Origin of the sequence: Humibacter sp. RRB41 (genome assembly GCF_022761015.1) — a bacterium.
Classification (GTDB): Bacteria; Actinomycetota; Actinomycetes; order Actinomycetales; family Microbacteriaceae; genus Humibacter.
The window spans coordinates 669,657-689,761 of the sequence record NZ_JAKWJQ010000001.1 but is presented as its reverse complement, the minus strand read 5'-3'; the positions used below and the strand labels follow the sequence as shown (position 1 = coordinate 689,761).

The 20,105-nt window shown below is 67.4% G+C and carries 18 protein-coding genes; 2 read left to right on the top strand and 16 right to left on the bottom strand.

Going from position 1 to position 20,105, the window contains the following annotated elements:
• The 5 genes from MJ603_RS03360 to MJ603_RS03340 all read right to left on the bottom strand — a co-directional run bounded on the left by MJ603_RS03360 (window position 1) and on the right by MJ603_RS03340 (window position 5,475).
• A complete protein-coding gene (locus tag MJ603_RS03360) occupies window positions 1-807 on the bottom strand; it encodes an ABC transporter ATP-binding protein (protein ID WP_243062240.1) in 807 nt (268 codons plus the stop codon).
• Window positions 804-1,724, bottom strand: coding sequence for an ABC transporter ATP-binding protein (locus tag MJ603_RS03355; protein WP_243062239.1), 921 nt, complete (start codon window positions 1,722-1,724; stop codon window positions 804-806). The genes MJ603_RS03360 and MJ603_RS03355 overlap by 4 nt, the downstream gene beginning before the upstream one ends.
• Window positions 1,721-2,692: an ABC transporter permease gene (locus tag MJ603_RS03350; protein ID WP_243062238.1), complete on the bottom strand. Its 972-nt coding sequence runs from the start codon at window positions 2,690-2,692 to the stop codon at window positions 1,721-1,723. Before MJ603_RS03350 ends, MJ603_RS03355 begins: the two co-directional genes overlap by 4 nt.
• Window positions 2,693-2,704: 12 nt before the next feature.
• Window positions 2,705-3,694, bottom strand: coding sequence for an ABC transporter permease (locus MJ603_RS03345; protein WP_243062237.1), 990 nt, complete (start codon window positions 3,692-3,694; stop codon window positions 2,705-2,707).
• An 80-nt stretch (window positions 3,695-3,774) separates the two neighbouring features.
• Window positions 3,775-5,475, bottom strand: a complete 1,701-nt coding sequence (locus MJ603_RS03340) for an ABC transporter substrate-binding protein (RefSeq protein WP_243062236.1) — start codon at window positions 5,473-5,475, stop codon at window positions 3,775-3,777.
• A gap of 177 nt (window positions 5,476-5,652) precedes the next feature.
• Here MJ603_RS03340 and MJ603_RS03335 point away from each other — a divergent pair, with 177 nt between their 5' ends.
• On the top strand, window positions 5,653-6,861 hold the full coding sequence (locus tag MJ603_RS03335; RefSeq protein WP_243062235.1) for an ROK family protein: 1,209 nt from the start codon (window positions 5,653-5,655) through the stop codon (window positions 6,859-6,861).
• Window positions 6,862-7,059: 198 nt separating this feature from the next.
• Window positions 7,060-7,869 (top strand): cytochrome c oxidase assembly protein, encoded by an 810-nt coding sequence (locus tag MJ603_RS03330; protein ID WP_243062234.1) that lies wholly within the window; start codon window positions 7,060-7,062, stop codon window positions 7,867-7,869.
• Window positions 7,870-8,043: 174 nt separating this feature from the next.
• Here the strand turns inward: MJ603_RS03330 and MJ603_RS03325 are convergent, their stop codons facing one another.
• From MJ603_RS03325 to MJ603_RS03275, 11 genes are all read right to left on the bottom strand, one after another.
• A complete protein-coding gene (locus MJ603_RS03325) occupies window positions 8,044-8,892 on the bottom strand; it encodes an endonuclease domain-containing protein (RefSeq protein ID WP_243062233.1) in 849 nt (282 codons plus the stop codon).
• A gap of 259 nt (window positions 8,893-9,151) precedes the next feature.
• Window positions 9,152-10,702: a lysine--tRNA ligase gene (gene lysS / locus MJ603_RS03320; RefSeq protein ID WP_243062232.1), complete on the bottom strand. Its 1,551-nt coding sequence runs from the start codon at window positions 10,700-10,702 to the stop codon at window positions 9,152-9,154.
• A 106-nt stretch (window positions 10,703-10,808) separates the two neighbouring features.
• The gene (gene panC / locus MJ603_RS03315; protein WP_243062231.1) at window positions 10,809-11,675 is read right to left on the bottom strand and encodes a pantoate--beta-alanine ligase; all 867 of its coding nucleotides are present in this window, start codon (window positions 11,673-11,675) and stop codon (window positions 10,809-10,811) included.
• Window positions 11,672-12,532: a DUF2520 domain-containing protein gene (locus MJ603_RS03310; protein WP_243062230.1), complete on the bottom strand. Its 861-nt coding sequence runs from the start codon at window positions 12,530-12,532 to the stop codon at window positions 11,672-11,674. Before MJ603_RS03310 ends, panC begins: the two co-directional genes overlap by 4 nt.
• Window positions 12,532-14,142, bottom strand: coding sequence for a PH domain-containing protein (locus MJ603_RS03305; RefSeq protein WP_243062229.1), 1,611 nt, complete (start codon window positions 14,140-14,142; stop codon window positions 12,532-12,534). The genes MJ603_RS03310 and MJ603_RS03305 overlap by 1 nt, the downstream gene beginning before the upstream one ends.
• A 7-nt stretch (window positions 14,143-14,149) precedes the next feature.
• Window positions 14,150-14,632, bottom strand: a complete 483-nt coding sequence (locus tag MJ603_RS03300) for a PH domain-containing protein (RefSeq protein WP_243062228.1) — start codon at window positions 14,630-14,632, stop codon at window positions 14,150-14,152.
• A 137-nt stretch (window positions 14,633-14,769) separates the two neighbouring features.
• Complete coding sequence (locus MJ603_RS03295) at window positions 14,770-16,023, bottom strand: MFS transporter (protein ID WP_243062227.1); 1,254 nt, start codon at window positions 16,021-16,023, stop codon at window positions 14,770-14,772.
• On the bottom strand, window positions 16,020-17,405 hold the full coding sequence (locus tag MJ603_RS03290; protein ID WP_243062226.1) for a cytochrome b/b6 domain-containing protein: 1,386 nt from the start codon (window positions 17,403-17,405) through the stop codon (window positions 16,020-16,022). The genes MJ603_RS03295 and MJ603_RS03290 overlap by 4 nt, the downstream gene beginning before the upstream one ends.
• A 6-nt stretch (window positions 17,406-17,411) precedes the next feature.
• Window positions 17,412-18,419 (bottom strand): electron transfer flavoprotein subunit alpha/FixB family protein, encoded by a 1,008-nt coding sequence (locus MJ603_RS03285; RefSeq protein ID WP_243062225.1) that lies wholly within the window; start codon window positions 18,417-18,419, stop codon window positions 17,412-17,414.
• The gene (locus tag MJ603_RS03280; RefSeq protein ID WP_243062224.1) at window positions 18,416-19,189 is read right to left on the bottom strand and encodes an electron transfer flavoprotein subunit beta/FixA family protein; all 774 of its coding nucleotides are present in this window, start codon (window positions 19,187-19,189) and stop codon (window positions 18,416-18,418) included. Before MJ603_RS03280 ends, MJ603_RS03285 begins: the two co-directional genes overlap by 4 nt.
• A gap of 52 nt (window positions 19,190-19,241) precedes the next feature.
• On the bottom strand, window positions 19,242-20,105 hold the full coding sequence (locus MJ603_RS03275; RefSeq protein ID WP_243062223.1) for a MaoC/PaaZ C-terminal domain-containing protein: 864 nt from the start codon (window positions 20,103-20,105) through the stop codon (window positions 19,242-19,244).

Sequence of the window (20,105 nt, the reverse complement as noted above, 5' to 3'; positions counted from 1 at the left end):
TCAGGCCCCGGAGAGCTGCTTGAGCCTCAACTCCGGATTCGGCGCCGCCGCGGCGAGCAGCTTGGTGTACTCGTGCTGCGGGTCGAGGATGACGTCGTCCGCCGGCCCTCGCTCGACGATCTGCCCCCGGTACATCACGAGGATCTCGTCGGAGAAGTGCCGTGCGGTCGCCAGGTCATGGGTGATGTAGAGAACGCCGAGGTTCTCCTCGCGCTGCAGGTCTGCCAGCAGGTTGAGCACTCCGAGCCGGATGGAGACATCCAACATCGAGACCGGCTCGTCCGCGATCAGCATGGTCGGCGCCGGCGCAAGAGCCCTGGCGATCGCGACGCGCTGGCGCTGGCCGCCGGAGAGTTCGTGCGGATGCTTCTGCGCGAACTCGTCCGTCGGAGTCAATCGCACGCGCTCGAGCAGCCGTGCGACGCCGGCTTCCAGCTCGGTCCTCGTGCTCGCACGCCCGTGCAGCTTCAGCGGACGAGCCAGGTGATGAGCAACCGAGTGGTACGGGTTGAGCGAGGCGAAGGGGTCCTGGAACACCATCTGCACCCGGTGTCTATAGTCGCGCAGGGCGTTCCCGTGCCTGCCGACCGGCTTGCCGTCGAGCAGGATCTGGCCGCTGGTCGGCCGTTCCAGCTGGAGCAGAAGCTTCGCGATGGTCGACTTGCCGCTGCCGGACTGACCGACCAGCGCGACAGTCTTGCCCGACTCGAGCGCGAAGCTCACGTCGTTGACCGCCAGCAGGTCGTGTGCACCCTTGCCGCGCACGCGGTAGCGCTTGAAGACGTTGCGGAATTCGAGAGTGCTCATCCGATCGCTCCTTCGTTCGTGGTTGCGGCAGGTTCGAGACGCTCGTCACGTACGCCCGTTCTGATGAAGTCGCCGCGCTCGCCCGTCAAGCTCGGGAAGGACGCCAGCAACTGCTTCGTGTACGGATGCTTCGGGTTCGTGTACAGGTCGTACGCGTCGTCGAGCTCGACGATCTCCCCCGCCTTCATGACGGCGATTCGATCGCTGATCTCCAGAAGGAGCGGCAGGTCGTGGGTGATGAAGATGACGGCGAATCCGAGCTCGGAACGCAACCGGGTGATCTCGTCGAGGATCTCGCGCTGCACCACGACATCGAGCGCCGTGGTCGGCTCGTCCATGATCATCACCTGCGGGTCGAGCGCCATCGCCATCGCGATCATCACGCGCTGCCGCATGCCACCGGAGAGCTCGTGTGCGAACGACTTCAGGCGGTCGCGATCGACGCCGACGCGCTCGAGCAGATCTCCGGCGGCTCGAATGCGCTCGGCCCTCTTCATCTCGGGTCGATGCGCCGTGAAGATGTCCTCGAGCTGCGCCTGAACGGAGATGACCGGGTTGAGCGAGTTCATCGCCCCCTGGAACACCATCGAGACCTTGTCCCAGCGAAACGCGCGAAGGTCGGCGCCTCCAAGGGTCGCGAGGTCGACGGTGAAGCCCTCGCGGGAATGGAACGTGGCCGATCCCGACGTGATGAGAGCCGGCGGCTTCAGCAGGCGCGTCACCCCGTAGGCGAGCGTCGACTTGCCGCATCCCGATTCGCCTGCGAGGCCGAGCACCTCGCCGCGACCCAGTGTGAGCGACACGTTCTTCACCGCGTGGGTGGTGTGCGCGCCGAGGTAGTCGACGCTGAAGTCCTCGATCGTCAGGACCGGGTCCACCTCTCGGCGAGCGGGCCGGATGCTCGTGGCCTCGCTCATTTGATGTCCTCCTTCTCGAGGCGCTTGATCTGATCGGCCGTGAGACCCCACGCCTTGCGTGCCGCACGGGTCTGGTTGCGCAGCTTGGGGTTGATGATCTCGTCGATCGAGAAGTTGATCAGCGACAACGCGCATCCGAACAGCGCGATCACCAGACCGGGCGGAACGAACCACCACCAGGCGCCCTGGGTGAGGGCGAGGTCGTTGTACGCCTGATACAGGATCGTGCCGAGCGTGAACGAGTTGTTCGCGCCGAGACCGAGGAACGACAGTCCGGCCTCGCCGAGGATGGCGAAGATGATGGCGAACACGAACTGCGACGCCATGACCGGAATGAGGTTGGGCAGGATCTCCACGCCGAGCACTCGCCACGTCTTCTCACCGGAGACCTTCGATGCTGCGACGTAGTCCCTGTTGCGGAGGGAGAGGGTGACTGACCTGAGCACGCGTGCCGATCCCGCCCAGCTCGTGATCGCCAACACGACCGCGATCAGGAACAGACCACGTTGGTTCTGCGGAACATAGTTGCCGATCACGATGACGAGCGGCAGGCCGGGAATGACGAGGATCACGTTCGTGAAGAGCGCGAAGCCCTCGTCGACGGCCCCGCCGATGTAGGCGCCGAGAATACCGAAGAACGCCGACAGCACGGTCGCGAGCACCCCGACGACGAAGCCGATCACGAGCGAGCCGCGGGTGCCGTATGCGATCTGCGTCCAGACATCCTGACCGGTCTGCGTCGTGCCGAGCCAATGCTCCGGCCCCGGTGGCGCGAACGCGTCGGTACTGATGGCGTTCGGGTCGCCGACGAGCAATGGTCCGACGATGCCCCAGAGGATGATGACGCCGGCGATGATCAGGCCGACGATGAGCTTCGGCGACCTCGAGGGCAGCAGCCGGGCGAAGCTGCGATTGCTGCTGGCGGCCGCCGGAGCAGCCGCGTCGTTGACGGTGAGAGTGGATGCCATGACAACGCCCTCCTAGGACCGCGCGCGGGTGCGTGGGTCGATGAGTCCGTACAGCACGTCGACGACGAGGTTCGCCGCGAGCACCGAGAGTGAGATCACGAGGAAGACACCCTGCATCAGGGCGTAGTCGTCGTTGGAGACGGCGGTGAAGAGCAGCTGTCCGATGCCCGGATAGCTGAAGACCTGCTCGGTCACGATCGACCCGGCCACCACGAAGCCGAGCGAGATGGCGAATCCGGAGAGCGACGGCAGCACGGCATTGCGCGCGGCGTACGTCATTCGGACCCGTCGGGGATTGATGCCCTTCGCCTCAGCGGTCACGATGTAGTCCTCGGAAAGCGTCGAGACCATCATGTTGCGCATGCCGAGCATCCAACCGCCGATCGACGAGACGACGATCGTGAGGGCGGGAAGGAAGCCGTAGTAGATGGCGCTGCCGATGAAATCGAGACTGAGCCCCGGTGTCGTCGTGGCCACGTTGTAGCCGCCGGCGTAAGGGAACAACGGAACGACGCGAGTGAGCACGAGCACCAGGATGAGCGCCAGCCAGAAGTACGGCACCGCCTGGAACATCGTGGTGACGGGAATGAGATTGTCGAGCCACGATCCGCGCTTCCAGCCGGCCAACATGCCGAGCCCGATGCCGAGGATGAACGAGATGATCGTTGCGAGGCCGACGAGCGCGATCGTCCAGGGCAGCGCCTGGCCGATAACGGTGGTGACCTTCTCGGGGAAGTTGGTGAGCGAGATCCCGAGGTTGCCGTGCAGGAGGTTGACGATGTAGTCGCCGTACTGCTGCAGGAGGCTCCCGCTGGACCCGCCGAGTTCGACCTCGAGGGCGTGCCGCGTGCCTGCCGTGACGGGCTGTCCGGCCGCTCCCATCTTGGCGATCATGATGTCGACGGGATTGCCGGGCATCAGCCTCGGGATCAAGAAGTTGAGTGTGACCGCCGCCCACAGGGCGACGACGTAGAACACGATTTTCTGCAGGTAGAACCGCATCGCTGTCTGCTTTCTGCGCGACCGGAGCCGAGCGGATGCTGGTGGGCATCCGCCCGGCTCCGATCCCTATCGCGTTGTGGTTACTTCACCGGGCGGATCGTCTTGAGCACGATTCCGACGCCCCAGTTGCCACCCCACGGAAGCGGGAAGGCGTACTGGTTGTCCTGGCTCGGCCAGCCGGTCGCGCGGGAGTTGTTGTACTCCGCCAGAGCCGAGTTCACGTAGATCGGCACGTACGGCATGTCCTTGACGATCTGGTCCTGGATCGTCTTGTACGCCGCCTGCTTCACCGAGTTGTCGTTCGTGGTGGCGAGCTGCTTCACGGCGGCATCGACACTGGTGTTCGAGTAACGCGACGTGTTCGTCGACGGCGCGGGGGTGCCGACCTTGGCAGTGGCCGCCGTCGAGAGGTACAGGCTGTACTGGTAGTACGGGTCGGATGAGACGCCCATGTTGATCGAGTTCATCGAGATCTCGAACTTGCCGGTCGACTCCGCCTGGCTCCAGGCGTTCTGCGCCATCTGATTGACAGCGAGTTTGATGCCCGCCGCCTTGAACTGGCCCTGCAGCAACTGGCAGATGGTGTCGTAGTCGGTCCAGCCGGAGACGACGTTGACCGACAGATCGAGCTCCTTGCCGTCCTTCGCGTAGTAGCCGTTCGAGCCGAGCTTCCAGCCGTCGGCCTCCAGGATGCTCTTCGCCTTGGAGATGTTCGCGGTCTGCGGCACCTCGAGGTACTTGGAGTTCGTGATCTGCGACTTGTTCACGGTGTTCAGCAGCAGCGACGAGGATGCCGGTGCGCTGAAGCCTGCGGCCGCCTGCTTGTCGAGCTGGGTACGGTCCATCGCGTAATACAGCGCCTGCCGGACCGCGGCATCCGTCTGCGGACCGGTGCAGCCCAGTGAGGCGTTCTCACAGGTGAACAACGCGGTGGTCGCCTGCGGGGAGTTGGAGTAGCTGAGGTTCTTGTGCTTGCTGATGATGCTCTTCAGCGTCGGCAGGAAGGAGCCCATGTAGTCGGTCTGGCCGGCCTCGAGCGCGGAGGTCGCGGCATCCGCGTTGGCCAGCGAGACGTACCGCACCTGGTCGACCTTCGGGGCGGCGTCGCCGGTGCCCCAGTAGTTCGGGTTCTTCACGAGCACGAAGCTCTGCGGCGTGAAGCTCTTCAGCATGTACGGGCCGGTGCCGACGGGCTTGGTGTTGGTCACCTTCGTCGGGTCGGAGATGCTCTTCCAGATGCTCTGGGGAACGATCGGCTCGTTGCCGAGAATCTGCGGCTCGAGCGTGAACGAGGTCGCCGGGAAGGTGATGACGACCGTGTCATCGGCCGTCTTTTTCGCCACCCACTTGGTGCCGGTGGTGTTCAGACCGGGGTTGTTGGAGATGAGGTTCAACGAGTACACGACGTCGTCGGTGGTCTCCGGCTTGCCGTTGGACCATTTGACGCCCTGACGTACTTTCACGGTCAACTGCGTGCCGTCGCTGTTCCAGCTGTACGACGTTCCGAGCACCGGAACGGGCTTCCCGGCTCGCGCCTTGTTGTAGTAGAAGAGCGCCTCGTAGAGCACGCCGTTGGTGGGCTGCAGGTAGGCGCCCGTGTTGTTGAGCGGATTGAAGTTCTCGGTGAAGTTGCCGACCTGCCCGCTGAAGAGCGTGACAGAGGTGGTGCCCGACGAGCTGCCGGAGCCGCCGTCGGAGGAACATCCGGAGAGTGCCAGCGTCGCTGCTGCTGCAGCCGCGACGATCGCGACGCCGAGGCGCCACTTGCTGCGTGGAGACATCCTTGTCCTTTCATTGACCGTGGAATTCGCGGTGCAAAGTGTTGACCGCTGCCGCATCGACGGTTTCGCGTCATTGCGATGGGTTCTTTCTTAGGCCACTTTATAAAGCGTGTCAAGTTAGTAGGCTGTGCGAGGATTCACCATGACTCGTGGTCCGGACCGCAGAAGGGAGCGCCGATGACGAAGCAACGCGTCTCCCTCTCCAGCGGCACGAGCAAAGGCGTCGTGTTCGACCTGATCAGGGCGCAGGGACCGATCAGCCGGGTCGCACTCGCCGAGACGACCGGCCTCACGCAGGCCACCATGTCGACGGTGGTCCGTCAGCTGATGACCGACGGTCTCGTGGTCGAGACGGGCCGAGGAGAGTCGACGGGCGGCAAACCACCCGTGATGCTCGACGTCAACCCAAGCTCGCGCTACGCGGTCGGCGTGCAGCTCGGGAGGGAGTCGATCACCTTCGTCGTGATCAACCTCTCCGGGGCGATCGTCGGGCGCACACGCACCCCGGGCACCGGCACAGCCGAACCCTCCGAGATGGTCGTGCGGCTGGCCGGCGAGATCGACAGAACGCTCGACGGGCTCGGCATCGAGAAGTCCTCCGTGGTCGGCGTGGGCGTCGTCGCGCCCGGTCCCTTGGACATCGCGCGCGGGGCCATCCTGCATTCGCCCCATCTCGGAGCGTGGCGCGACGTGCCCCTTCGGGAGATGTTGTCGGAGGCGGTGCACCTGCCGGTCATCCTCGACAACGACGCGACCGCAGCTGCCATCGGCGACTTCTGGAGCGGCAAGCTCGACGACGCGGTCGCGCACGCCACGGTCTACATGGGCACGGGTATCGGCGCAGGAGTGCTGATCGACGGCATCGTCTTCCGGGGCGCGAGCTCGAATGCCTGCGAACTCGGACAGATTGTCGTGACGGGCAGGGACGGCTCGCCGGCCTTTCTGGAGGAGATCGCCGATCCCGGCTCGGTCGTGCGCCGCGCCCGTGAACTCGGTGAAGAGGACCGCCTCGGCCTGCGCGGCGAGGACGAGTTCGAGGACTTCCGCGCCATCGCCATGGCAGCGGCACGCGGCGACGAGCAGGCCAGCGCGCTGGTCGAGGAATCCGCCGAACACCTCGCCTCCGGGGTGCTGACGATGGCGAACCTCTTCGACCTCGACTCCGTCTCGCTTGCGGGTCCGGCCTTCGCCGTGGCGGGCCCGACCTACGTGCGGGCAGTGTCACGCCGACTCGACGCCGACCTGTTCGTGCGCAACCAGCACTCGGTGCGCGTGCGCCTGTCCACCGACGTGACCGACGCCGCCGCCGTCGGCGGTGCTGCGCTCGTCATGCAGACCGAGCTCGCGCCTCGCACGATGGGGCTGAAGGCGGCCGTGTCGGCATGAGTGGAGCGGATGGCTCCGACTGGCGCCCACAGGCATCCGTACTGCGCGCGCTCCGACTGGCGCCCACAGGCATCCGGCGGATAATGACGTGACCGCCCTGCACTCGTTCCGGAGCCTGCCACGCCTGACGTACTGACCTTTCTCACAACGTTCTCGTTCAACCCGTTCGCGTTCGCCGCGATCGTCATCGCCGCCGCCGTGTACGGGGCAGGCCTGTATCTGGCGAAGCGCAACGGCGTGGAATGGAAGGCGTGGCCGACGATCGCGTTCTACGTGCTCGGGCTCGGCTCGTACGCGTGGATCGAGTTCGGGTTCCTCGGCACCTGGAGCGTCGATCTGCGCTGGGCGTTCACGACGCGGATCGCGTTCCTGCTGTTCGTCGTGCCTGGCCTTATCTCTCTCGGACGGCCGGTGAGCCTTGCTCGCGCCGCGCTGTCCGGAGCTCCCGGACGTGTGCTGGATCGCGTGCTGAAATCGTGGCCGGTACGCCTGATGGGCAACGCCATGTTCGCGCCGATCGTCGCCCTGATCGGGTTCTGCCTGTTTCTCACGCCGTTCGCCGCGGCGCTGCGGCTCGACCCGGGATGGGAGGCGGCGATCACGCTCGGCGTTCCACTCGTCGGCACCCTGATGGTGCTGCCGATCACCGACAGCGGACTGCTGCGCACGAGCCTCTTCATCACCGCGGAGTTCATGCTCGCGTTCATGGAGCTGGTGCTGGATGCCATTCCGGGCATCCTGCTGCGCCTCAACGAGTCGGTGCTCGACCACGCCCACGCGATCGTGGGCACGCTGCCCGCGTGGTTCCCCTCACAGCTGCACGACCAGCATCTGTCCGGCGATTTTCTGTGGTTCATCGCCGAGGTCGCGGACATTCCGGTGCTGATCATCCTGTTCGTGCGGTGGATGCACACCGACAAGCGCGAGGCCAAGAAGATGGACGAGCTCACCGACGAGCAGATGGATGCCCTCACAGAGGAGCACCTGCGGCGGTACCAGGAGCACTAGCGCTACCCCGAGCCCTCCCCGCATTCCGCTCAGCCAGCCCGCCCCCGCCCCCGCCCCCGCCTCGCCCGCCCTCGCCCCCGCCGCCCATCGCGAGAACAGGCAGGAAAGCGCATACCTCGCGGGGACAGGCACGATCTGCCTGTCCCCACTCGATTTGCCTGTGGTCGACCGGCGTCAGGAGCGACCAGGACGGCCAGCGGCCAGGATGTCCGCCACAACCTCGATGCATCCGTCGAGATCGTTCATGATCTGCTCGTACCCGAACCGATGGGATTTCATGCCCTTGCGAACGGCTGCCGCATCCCGAGAGCGATCCTTCGCTCGCTGCTGCCTGGACGAATGGAACTCGTCACCGTCGGTCTCAACGATCAGCCAGCCGTTGATGAGGTGATCGACCAGGCCGATGCCCGGAATGTCGACCTGCACCTGCACGTGCCAGCCCACCGCGATGGCTGCGAGCCGGAATATGGTCTCGATTCCGGATGCGCTGAGGGGCTCGACGAGCGCTCGCGCGAACCGCAGGCGCGCGGGCAGCCGTGCGAAGAGTTCGTCGAGTTGGCGGGCGGAAAGCACGCCCTTGTGCAGCGCGCTGTCGATCGAAGCGACGAGGTGCTGATAGCTCACTCTGCCGGCGAGCACCACGAGGGCATCCACAACACCCATTCGCCAGCGGATGCCTTCGGGCCAGACGAACGTGTGCGGATGCACCCGATACTCGCCAACCCGAAGCGGAGGGAGCCTGCTCGCAGTCCTGGGTGCAGCGACGCAGAGACCGGTGTTCTGCGAGACCCACACGCCCATGCTGCGGAGTGCGCTTTCACCGCCGAGAATGCCGCCCAGTTCTACAGCACGGACCGCCTCACGTCGGGCAGTGGGCGCCGCGAGCCAGGAGCGTCGCACCGTCTTGGCGAATCCTGCCGCGACATAATCACGGATCTCGTGGTCGGTGCATCCGTTCTGCCTCAGCTGGGCTCGCGTTGCGAGCCCTTGTAGGCGGACGAGTGTACTGGCGACGCGGGCCATGTGCTCATCGTGTCCGGGTGCGCGTGGCAGGCATCCTGATCAGTGCCAGATGGTGGAGGACTCTGTGCGATGCAGGCTGTGGACGCGGAGACACCACGACCGCGATGCAGGCAGTTCACGCGGAAACAGGCGGATCGTGCCTGTTCCCGCGTGGTATGCGCTTTCCTGCCTGTTTTCCGCCACGGTCCCACCTTGGGCCGGGCGGGACCGGGTGAGACCGGCGGGCGGTGGCGGGGCGGTGGCGGGGGCTGCGGGCTGGCTACTTCACCAGGGGGAAGAGGATCGTCTCGCGGATGCCGAGGCCCGTGAGCGCCATCAGCAGGCGGTCGATGCCCATGCCCATTCCGCCGGTGGGCGGCATGCCGAACTCGAGGGCGCGGAGGAACTCCTCGTCGAGCTGCATCGCCTCGTCATCACCCTGCGCGGCCAGCCTGGCCTGCTCGACGAAGCGCTCGCGCTGAACGACGGGGTCGACGAGTTCGGAGTATCCGGTCGCGAGTTCGAAGCCGCGGATGTACAGGTCCCACTTCTCCACGACGCCCGGCTTCGAGCGGTGCGCGCGCACCAGCGGCGAGGTGTCGAGCGGAAAGTCGCGCACGAACGTCGGACGCACGAGGGCGCCCTTGACGAAGTGCTCCCACAGCTCCTCGACGTACTTGCCGGCGATCGGGTGCGCGACCTCGATGTCGAGCAGCTCGGCGAGAGAGGCGAGTTCCTCGACGGGTGTCTCGGGAGTGATGTCGGTGCCGCCGGTCCACGGGACGGAGCCGGATGCGACGGCGCGCGTGAGGGCATCCGTCAGGCTCTCGTACATCGAGACGTGGTCCCACTCGCCGCCGAGGTCGTACTCGGTGCCGTCGGCCCACGTCACGACGTGGCCGCCGGTGGTGGCCCACGCGGCATCCTGAATGAGCGTCTGGGTCAGCTCGGCCATCGTGTTGTAGTCGCCGTAGGCCTGGTACGCCTCGAGCATGGCGAACTCCGGCGAGTGCGTGGAGTCAGCACCCTCGTTGCGGAAGTTGCGGTTGATCTCGAACACCCGGTCGATGCCGCCGACCACGGCGCGCTTGAGAAAAAGCTCCGGCGCGATGCGCAGGAACAGCTCGGTGTCGAACGCGTTCGAGTGCGTGACGAAGGGGCGAGCGGATGCCCCGCCGTGCATGGTCTGCAGCATCGGCGTCTCCACCTCGATGAAGCCGCGTGACGCGAAGGTGGCGCGCAGCGACGCGACCGCCTTGGAGCGGTTCACGACGTTCGTCCTCGCCTGCTCGCGCGCGATGAGGTCGAGGTACCTGCTGCGCATCCGCACCTCTTCGGAGAGCTCGTTGTGCAGGTTCGGCAGCGGCAGGATCGCCTTGGACGCGATCGCCCAGTCGTCCGCCATCACCGAGAGCTCGCCGCGACGTGACGAGATGACCTCGCCGTGCACGAACACGTGGTCGCCGAGGTCGACGAGCTCCTTCCAACGCAGGAGCGACTCCTCGCCCACCGACGCCAGCGACACCATGGCCTGGATGCGCGAGCCGTCGCCGGACTGCAGCACCGCGAAGCACAGCTTGCCGGTGTTGCGCAGGTGCACGATGCGTCCCGCGATGCCGACGAAGACGCCGGTGGACTCGTCGGCCTCCAGCGACCCGAAGCGCTCGCGCAGCTCGGGAATCGTGTCGGTGACGGGGAGGCCGACCGGGTAGGCGCCGCCTGCGGCATCCGACTCGGCGATCAGGCGCTCGCGCTTGGCGAGGCGCACGGCCTTCTGCTCACTGATCTCGTCAGCGCTCAGTTCGGTCTCGGGCGTCTCGTCGCTCGCCATGGTTCCTCTTCGTCATCCTGTTCGGGGCGGTTTCAAGACGCACGCCTGCGCGTGCTCCTCAACCTGCGGTGGTGCGGTTCTGCGGTATTGCGATCGTGCGGCCGCCTCACCCGATCACGACGCTCGCGTTGTCGATGAGTCGCGTCTCGCCCACCCGGGCCGCGATCAGCGCGATGGCGGGTCCGCGATACGCCTCTGCGACGGAACGGAAGGTCTGCGGGTCGACGATGGCCAGGTAATCAAGCTTAACGGTCGCCCCGGAGGCTCCAGACACGGCGTCGACGCGCTCCAGACCGGCGGCGAGTGCTGCCGAGGCGCCGTCGTGAGCCGCTGCTGCGGCATCCGCCAGCGCGACCGAGAGCACGACGGCCGCTTTGCGCGCCTGGCCGTCCAGGAACCCGTTGCGGCTCGACAGCGCCAGTCCGTCTCCCTCTCGTACGGTCTCAACCGCCTCGATCGACACCGGCAGGTTCAGGTCGGTGACCATCTGCCGCACCAGGAAGACCTGTTGGGCATCCTTCTGTCCGAACATCGCGAAGTGCGGCTGCACGATGTTCAGCAGCTTGGCCACCACCGTGAGCATGCCGTCGAAGTGCCCTGGCCGCGACGCACCGTCGAGGAGCTCTGCGACCTCGCCGCCGGTGACCCGGGTCTGCGTCGGCCCGCTCGGGTACATCTCGGCGGCAGACGGCGCGAACACGAGGTCCGCGAGGTCGTCCAGCGCCGTCAGATCGGCGTCGAGCGTGCGGGGATAACGTTCGAAGTCCTCGTTCGGCCCGAACTGCAGCGGGTTCACGAAGATGGAGACGACCACGACGTCGGCGAGTTCGCGCGCGCGGCGCACGAGCGCCAGGTGCCCGGCGTGCAAAGCGCCCATCGTCGGCACGAGGGCGACGCGCGCGCCACGGGCACGGGCATGCTGCACCTCGTCTCGTATGCCGGCGATCGTGTGCACCACACGCGGCTCGGTCATCTCTCCTCCGGTTCTTCGGGGTCGTCGGTATCGAAACGGTCCACGTCGAGATCGAGGCCGCGGATGTCTCCACCCGCGTCGAGCGAGCCCGTCCCGTCGCCCGGCCCGGTTCCGTCGAGCGGCCCGACCCCGCCGAGCAGCCCTGGCACGTCGAGCACGTCGAGCTCCGTCGGCGCCCCGGCCCTGCGCAGCGCCTCGTCGACGGATGAACGCACCAGCGAGGACAGGTATGCCCCGGGATTCTCGATTCCGAGTCCCGCGAGGATTCCGGATGCCTGCTCCACGATCGAGCGCGAGAACGTGGTCGCCGTCGAGACCGCCTCCGCGTACGCCGCGCGAGCTCTCTCGTCGACGATCACAGGTTCGCCGCCCATCTCGACGACGAGCGCCTGTCCGATCGGCAGCACGGGAGCGGGCGCTGTGACGGCGAAGTAGCTCTCGGCGAGCCTGGCGAGGTCGAGACTCGTGCCGCTGAACACCATCGCAGGATGCAGCGCGAGCGGAATGGCGCCCCGCTGCAGTGCCGGCGTGAGCACACCGACCCCGAACTCGGGCGCGGTGTGCACAACGAGCTGTCCGGGTTGCCACGCACCCGTGAGCGCGAGCCCGTTCACGAGGGTGGGCAGCTCAGAGCCCGGCACGGCCAGAAGCACCAACTCGGCGCGTTCGATCACGTCGGGCACCGACAGAACGGGAACACCGGGCAGCAGAGCCTCGGCACGCTCGCGGTTCTGCTGGCTCGACGTCGCGATGCCGACAAGGGCGTGCCCCGCTCCGGCGAGCGCCGCGCCGAGCACGGCGCCGACGCGGCCCGCGCCCACGATGCCGACCCCGAGGCGTCCCGATCTGGCGGCCATCAGGCATCCCTCCCTGTGTTCGACGGTGCGGGAGGCGTGCCGTGCTCTGCCTCGCTCTCGGCGAACGCGATCGCTCCTGCGCCCGCGAGCGCGAAGAGTTCTTCGGCGGACCGCACATCGACTACCGGCAGCCTCGCGTGGACCGGTCCGTCGATGAGGTGCACGTCGGCGGATGCCAGGTCGAGGATGCGCCGCACCGGCCCCTGCTCCACCTCGACACTCTGCATGCGCGCGAGCGGCACGAACACGACGCGTCGCCAGATCGCGCCGTGCCGCACGACGATCACGCCGTCCGCGATCGTGTAGCCGGTCTTGCGCCACGAGAACGGTCGCAGCCATGCGGCCCTCCCCGGTGCAGACGAGAATGCGGACTGGTCGGCGCGAGCCGTCATGCCCGCGTGCGCGATGGCATCCCGCACAACGTCGTCCATACCGGGGAGCAGCAGGGGAAGCACGCGCTGCACGTCGCGGCGGTTGCCGACCGGCAGCGTCGTGGTGCGGGACTCGCCCGCCGAGTTGCGTCCGCGGGTGTGCCCTGCAGTGTTCATGCGCACCTGCCACCATCCGAACGGACGCCAGGCGAGCGGCTGCAGTAGTTCGACCGCGTGGATGCGCCGGGGCGGCACGGTCTCGCTGCTGGTGGTGAGCAGTCCGAAGCCGATACGCACGCCCTGGTCGCTGCCCGCGATGTTGTAACGGACGGCCTTGCTGAAGCGGCGGATGTAGAGCCCGCCAAGGCTCAGCACCATCGGGAAGATCAGGATGATCAGCCACAAACGTCCGGTCGCCGCGCCCACGATGATCGCGATCACGATGAGCAGCATCACGATGCTTGGTCCACTCAACAGCAGCGAGCCGGCAAGCCGGCCGGGATGCATGCGCACCACGGATGCCGGTGGCGCGGCATCCGGATCGAGATCGGCCGGGCTGATGAACTCGTCGACGCGGTCGGCGACGACGTCGCGGGCCGACCCGCGCAAGGACGACGATGCCGAGCCGCCGCCCTCTGCGGGAGCCGCAGGCGAGTCGAAGGGCGCCCCCGCGGCGTCGCGTTGCACGTTTTCCTCGGCCCGCACACCCGACGCCAGGCGCAGGATCTCACGCCGGAGGGTCTCGGTCACCTTCGACGGCAGATAGGCGAGGTCGAGGTTGGCGTCGTGGCCGGCGACCACGATCTCGAGCTTCGCTGCGCCGAACACCCTGGCGAAGATGGGCCGCTGAACATTGATGCCCTGGATGCGATCGAGCCTGGCCTTGCGCTCTTGTCGCCTCAGGATGCCGCTGCGCAGTTCGACGGCTTCGTTCGTCACGCGGAACGTCTGCACTCGCCACGACAACGTGAAGACGCCGACGCAGGCTGCGATCACCACCACCGCGATGCCGATCGCCGGCCATTCGAAGTTGTGCTTGATGATCGCGTCGACCGGATCGCCTGACGGATAGTCGGGCGTTCCGAGAAAGAGGTTGACGATGCGTTCGCGCAGATTCGCGATGATCACGCCGGCGACGGCGACGATGGCGATCCCGCCGCGCAGGAACGGGGTCGCCTTGTGCATCCGATGCCACTCGCCGTCGGCGAGCCCCGTCGCCGCCGAATAGGTCTCGGTCACGAGAACGTCAGAGCCCCGTCCTGCGCGCCTCGGCAAGCTCGACGAGGCGATCGCGCAGCCACGCGGCATCCGTGTCGACGAGCCCGGGGATCGAGACCCTGCTCGACGCCGCCGCCGTCACGAACTTGAGCTCGGCCAGGCCGAGCACACGGTCGATCGGACCGCGCTCGATGTCGAGCAGTTGCATGCGGCCGTACGGAACGGCGACGAAGCGCTGGAACATGATGCCGCGGCGGATCAACAGATCGTCGTCGCGCAGCTGATACCCGATCGCCCTGGCACGACGCGGAGCGATGATGAGCTGCACGAGCGCGATCACGACGATGACGATGAGGGCGATCCACGCCCAGCCCCAGCCGAGAACCAGCCAGGCGAACACGGCGATCGCAGCGGCGATCACGCCCCCGATCAGGGAACTCACCAGCACGACGACGACGTACTTCGGCGACACACGACGCCACTGCGCGGCCACGTCAAGTCGTTGCGACACTGTGCTCCTCGCCTCTGCCGATGGGTGCACACCATCGTACTGATGGCGCCTGCGCCTACGCGGTGGACGTCGGCTCCCTGAGCGAGCGCCGTCCTGAGCGAGCGCAGCGAGTCGAAGGGTCGAAGGGTGCTTCGCACTCACGGGGCGGGGTCGACGCACGTCGCCCGCTCCGCGACCGGCACAGCAAGCAGGGCCGCCGAGCCGCCGCGGACCGAGCGAACAGATACGCGAGATCGCGTCGGCAGAAGCCCGATCAGGAACGACACCAGCGCCAGCCCGACGCAGATGACGCCCGCCACCGGCGTGAGCAGCGGACCGCCGAGACCGATCACGAAGTTGCCGAGCGGCGGGGAGAGCGCGATTCCGACGTACATCGCTGTGGAGTTCCACGACAGTGTGACGGCTGCGGCATCAGGGTCGATGACCACAAGCCTGTGCTGAACGGGCACGCTCGTGCCCGCCGCCACGAAGCCCCAGACGGCGAACACCATCAGGCAGAGCGGGAACGACCACACGGTCAGTGGGAGCACGCCGAGAAGGATGCCGACAGCGACCAACGCGATCACCGCGATCACCCTGCTGCCGTAGCGGTCGGTGACCGGACCGGCGATCAGATTGCCGACGACGCCGGCGAGTCCATAGCCCATCAACAGCACAGCGAGGAGTGTGCCCTCGCCGCCCGTCGCCCCTGACGTCAGGCTCGCACTGAAGATGAACACGACGTTGAAGGCGACGACCATGAAGAGAGTCGTCAGCACCGCGGCGATCACTCGCCTGTCGGCCAGGGGTGCCAGGCGGCGTCGGATCGGCACAGGTGCCGCGGTCGGAATCTTTCGGAACAGCAGTGCGATGCCGATGCCGACGATGATCCCGATGCTCGCCAGGCACCACATCGGCAGCCGCCAGCTCGCAATGCTGCCGAGGGCGGTGCCGAGCGGGGTGCCGATTGCGCCCGACAGGGTGAAGCCTGCGCTCACCATGGCGAGCGCCCTGCCACGACGTTCCGGCGGCACGAGGGATGTCGCCACGGCGCTGGCCGTCGGCACCAGCGCAGCCCCGCCAAGGGCCGCGATGCCGCGACCGCCGATGAACCCTTCGACGTTGACGCTGGTCGCGGCGACGATGGTGCCGATCGAGAAGAAGGCCGCACCACACGCCATCAGCACGGCACGCGATGCACGCGCCAGAAAAATGGATGCCAGCGGCGCGGCGATCGCCACGATGACCGCGTAGACCGTGATCGAGTAGCTCACCGTCGCCTGGGTCGTACCGAGCTGGTTCGCGATCTGGGGCAAGAGCCCGGCGATCACCGATGCGTTGGTTCCCACCATGAACATCGCTCCGGCGAGCAGAAGAAGCCTCGCCGTGGAACCACGGTACGCGGAGGTCACCGGCCGACTCTGCCGAACAGCGATGCGATCGGCGCGACGATGACGGGACGCGCCGCAATCCAGCCGCCGGCCATCACCAGAACGGAGACGACGAAGATCCAGAATCCCACCCAGTTCACCTGATCGCTCCCGCCGTACATGTGGTTGAGATTGCGGAGGGCCCCCGTCGAGAACACCAGCGCGACGTGCACCACGATGAAGGCGACGAAGTAGACCATGACGGGAAAGTGGATGGCTCTCGCTAGCTCGACCGGATACACCCGGCTCAAGCGTTCGGCTTTCTTCGGCCAGAGGCCCGACATCCGTACGCCGGTCACCGCCGCGAGCGGCGCCGCGACGAAGACCGTCGCGAAGTACGTGAGCTGCTGCAGGCTGTTGTAGTTGGCCCAGCCATCGTCGGTCGGCCAGTTCAGCGACGCGTAGTGCAGCGCGGCGGAGACCGCATTCGGGAACACCGACCAGCTGGTCGGGATCACGCGCATCCACTGCCCTGTGCAGAACAGCAGCACGACGAAGAGGAGGCCGTTCACGATCCAGAGCAGGTCGAGCGACTGGTGCAGCCACAGCGTGAGGCTGATCTTGCGATTGGCGTTCCAGCGCGGTGTCCAGCTCGCCTTCGGTCTACTCTCACGCCTCACCTGGATACCGGAACGGATGATCAGCACTACCAGGAACGCGTTGCAGAAGTGCTGCCAACCAACCCACGCAGGGAATCCGACCGGCGCGCTCGCGGGCAGTGCGTAGTCGCCCGGATACGTGTGCACGAAGTCCTGCACGAATCGGAACGTGAGCAGGCCGCGAGCAGCGAGCACCAGGATGCCCGCTGCCGCGATGATCGCGACCGCGGCCCCGATCGACCGCCACACCCACTGGGTGGCGCTGCGTCCCCGGTAGAGCCTCGTTGCGCCGGGTGCGGGACCTCGCTCCGACGCGGATGGAGCGGCTTCCGGCGGTGCGGTGTCGACCGGCTCGGTGCGCACCGGCTCCTCGGGAGAAGCGGGCACGGTCTCGATCGGCGCGAGGGGCGCGGGCACGGCGAGCGGCTCCGACTCCGACGCTGGCGCCGGAGCTGGCGCTGGCGCTGGCGCTGGCGGCCACGGTTCTCCGTCGTGCGTTCTCGGCAACCCTCGGCGCACCCGGTCCGGCCGGGCGGGGAGCGTTGGAGCGATCGCCTGGCGGATCGGCGGCGGCACGACCGTCGTGTCGCCGGCCACGACCGTCGTGCGTTCACCGGCGAGCGGCTCGGACACGACGTGCTCAGCCGCCTCGCCCGCCGCCGGTGCCACGCCCACCGGAACCTGCGTGGCCTCCGGCCACGCCGCTCCTCCGTGCACGCGCGGCAGCCCGCGACGGATCGGCCTGGGGCTCGTCTCCTCTGTCATTCCAGTTCAGGCCCGCTTCGACTCGATCGCGGAGATCAGCTGCGGTACGACCTCGAACACGTCGCCGACGATGCCGAAGTCGGCGATCTCGAAGATCGGTGCCGAGGCATCCTTGTTGACCGCCACGATGGTCTTGGCCGTCTGCATTCCTGCCAGGTGCTGGATCGCACCGGAGATGCCCAGTGCGACGTAGAGCTGCGGCGACACAGAGACGCCGGTCTGACCGACCTGGTGCGCGTAGGGGATGTATCCGGCGTCGACCGCGGCCCTCGACGCACCGACTGCGGCACCGAGCACGTCGGCCAGCCTGTCGACGAGCTCGAACTGCTCCTTCGAGCCGAGCCCCCGACCACCGGCGACGACTCGCGCTGCGCCACGAAGCTCAGGACGCTCGGATGCCGGCTCCCCATCATCCCTCGACACGACCGCGACGACCGGCGTCGACGCCTCCGCGTTCAGCCGGCGCACCGTGGGCGTGACCGGCGAGGGTGTGGGCCCGGCAGCTCCGGCGCGAAGCGTGATCACGGCCGCGCCGAAGGTCACCGCGGAGTCGACGTCGTACGCCCCGCCGTAGACGGAATGGTGGGCGACGATCCCCTCGTTGTCGCGGGACACACCGACGGCGTCCACGGCGAGCGCGTTCCCCGAACGCACGGCGAACCGTGCCGCCGCGTCGCGGGAGTCGATCGTGTTCGACACCAGCACCGCCTCCGGCGCGACGAGCGTGGCCGCCGCGGCGAGGGCATCCGTGTAGGCGGCGCCGACGACGGATGCCTCGTCCGTTCGCTCCGCCACCAGCACGTGTCCGACGCCGAGTCGTCCCAACGCTTCGACGGCCCCTTCATCGGGCCCCGCCGCCGTCACCACCAACGCCACCGGAGTGCCCACCGCAGCCGCAACGGAGACGAGCTGGGCGACGGTCTTCGCAGGTCTGCCGTCCGCCGACGTCTCGACCAGCACCAGGACTGCATCCTGCGGATATACGGCGGCTCCGTCATGCTGCGCCACGGTCACACCAGCCCCTTCCGGGCGAGGAACTCGGCGAGCTGGTGACCGGCGTCGCCGGAGTCGACGACCTTCACGCCGGCCTCACGCGGCGGGTGCTCGGCGACGGCGATCATGATGGAACGGGGCACCAGAGCATCGGCGTCGACCCCGAGAGAGGCGAGCGAAAGCGTGTCGTAGGGCTTCTTCTTCGCCGCCATGATGCCCTTGAGGCTCGCGAATCGCGGGTCGGGCAGTTGCTCCGTGATCGACGCGACGACGGGCAGGGATGCCTCGACCTTGCTGCGACCGCCGTCCGCGGCCCTCTCCCCGCGCAGCACGCCCTCGGCAAGCTCGACGCTGTCGAGCGCCGTCACATTGGCGAGGCCGAGCCTCTCGGCGATCATGGCGGGGATCACCCCGCCCGAGCCGTCCGTCGAGACGTTGCCGGCGAGAATCAGATCCGCAGACAGGTCGGCGAGTGCGGCAGCCAGCACCTGCGAGGTCAGTGTCAGGTCAGCGCCGGCGAGAGCGTCGTCGGCTACATGCACGGCGCGATCTGCACCCATGGCGAGCGCCTTGCGCACCGAGTTCGCCGCCGACTCCGGGCCGGCGGTGAGGGCGACGACCTCGGTGCCCGGCGCCGACTCGGCATACGAGATCGCAACCTCGAGCGCGCGTTCGCCCACTTCGTCGAGCACCTTGTCGCCGGCATCCCGCAGCGCCAGCCCGGTCTCGAGATCGAGCTTGCGCGCGCCATAGGTGTCGGGCACCTCCTTGACGAGAACGACGATTCTCATGCGCCTCTTCTCCCGCGTCTCACTCCACCGACCATTTCGAACCGCAGCGGCTTCACGCCGCCCGCAGCGTGAACGTGCCGCGATCGAGCACGACCTCGTCGCAATCGTTCGCCACCCGGAACAGGTGTTCGAGACCGCCCTCGTCGGCAGTCCAGACCTGCACGCTCAGCCGCTCGCCGGGGAAGACCGGCTTGCTGAACCGGCCACTCATGCCTGCGAACCGCTCGATGTCGCCGTCGGCGAGCGCGTTCAGCAGCACCCTGCCGACCACTCCATAGGTGGCCATGCCGTGCAGGATCGGTTTCGGGAACCCGGCACGCGCCGCGTACGCCGGGTCGGTGTGCAGGGGGTTGTGATCGCCGGAGAGCCGGTAGAGCAGCGCCTGATCGGGCCGAGTGGATGCCTCGAGCACGATCTCCGCGTCGCGCTCGGGCGCGGCCCAGGCATCCTTCGGTCCTCGCACGCCGAATCCGCCCTCGCCCCTGATGAAGAGCGAGGAGCGTGTGACGACCAACGGAACGACCCCGCCGGGAGGTGTGCCCGTCGCCTCGCTGACGACCAGCGCCCCGCTGCCCTTGTCGTAAATGCCGGTGACCGTCGAGACGACCTCGAGTGCGCCGGATGCCGGCAGCGCGCCCGACAGCTCGACGCTCTGCTCGGCATGCACCAGCATGGCCGGGTCGAACGTTCCGATGTCGAGGCGACGCGTGCCGCGGAACTGGTTGAGGACGACTCCGAACGTCGGCAGCACACGCTGCTCGACACCGTGCGTGTTCTCGGTGGTGAACGCCAGCTCTTTCAACGGATCATCCTGGCCCGCCCCGACTCCGAGCGCATAGATCAAGGCTTCCTCCGCCGTCCATTCGACGATGGACGGGGCGCTCGTGGTGCCGACGGCATCCAGGTTGAGCGGCAT

Bases quoted from the DNA above. Each gene is read 5' to 3' on its own strand.
- MJ603_RS03360 (WP_243062240.1), bottom strand. From the start codon at position 807: ATGAGCACTCTCGAATTCCGCAACGTCTTCAAGCGCTACCGCGTGCGC.
- MJ603_RS03355 (WP_243062239.1), bottom strand. From the start codon at position 1,724: ATGAGCGAGGCCACGAGCATCCGGCCCGCTCGCCGAGAGGTGGACCCG.
- MJ603_RS03350 (WP_243062238.1), bottom strand. From the start codon at position 2,692: ATGGCATCCACTCTCACCGTCAACGACGCGGCTGCTCCGGCGGCCGCC.
- MJ603_RS03345 (WP_243062237.1), bottom strand. From the start codon at position 3,694: ATGCGGTTCTACCTGCAGAAAATCGTGTTCTACGTCGTCGCCCTGTGG.
- MJ603_RS03340 (WP_243062236.1), bottom strand. From the start codon at position 5,475: ATGTCTCCACGCAGCAAGTGGCGCCTCGGCGTCGCGATCGTCGCGGCT.
- MJ603_RS03335 (WP_243062235.1), top strand. From the start codon at position 5,653: ATGACGAAGCAACGCGTCTCCCTCTCCAGCGGCACGAGCAAAGGCGTC.
- MJ603_RS03325 (WP_243062233.1), bottom strand. From the start codon at position 8,892: ATGGCCCGCGTCGCCAGTACACTCGTCCGCCTACAAGGGCTCGCAACG.
- lysS (WP_243062232.1), bottom strand. From the start codon at position 10,702: ATGGCGAGCGACGAGACGCCCGAGACCGAACTGAGCGCTGACGAGATC.
- panC (WP_243062231.1), bottom strand. From the start codon at position 11,675: ATGACCGAGCCGCGTGTGGTGCACACGATCGCCGGCATACGAGACGAG.
- MJ603_RS03310 (WP_243062230.1), bottom strand. From the start codon at position 12,532: ATGGCCGCCAGATCGGGACGCCTCGGGGTCGGCATCGTGGGCGCGGGC.
- MJ603_RS03290 (WP_243062226.1), bottom strand. From the start codon at position 17,405: ATGACAGAGGAGACGAGCCCCAGGCCGATCCGTCGCGGGCTGCCGCGC.
- MJ603_RS03280 (WP_243062224.1), bottom strand. From the start codon at position 19,189: ATGAGAATCGTCGTTCTCGTCAAGGAGGTGCCCGACACCTATGGCGCG.
- MJ603_RS03275 (WP_243062223.1), bottom strand. From the start codon at position 20,105: ATGCCGCTCAACCTGGATGCCGTCGGCACCACGAGCGCCCCGTCCATC.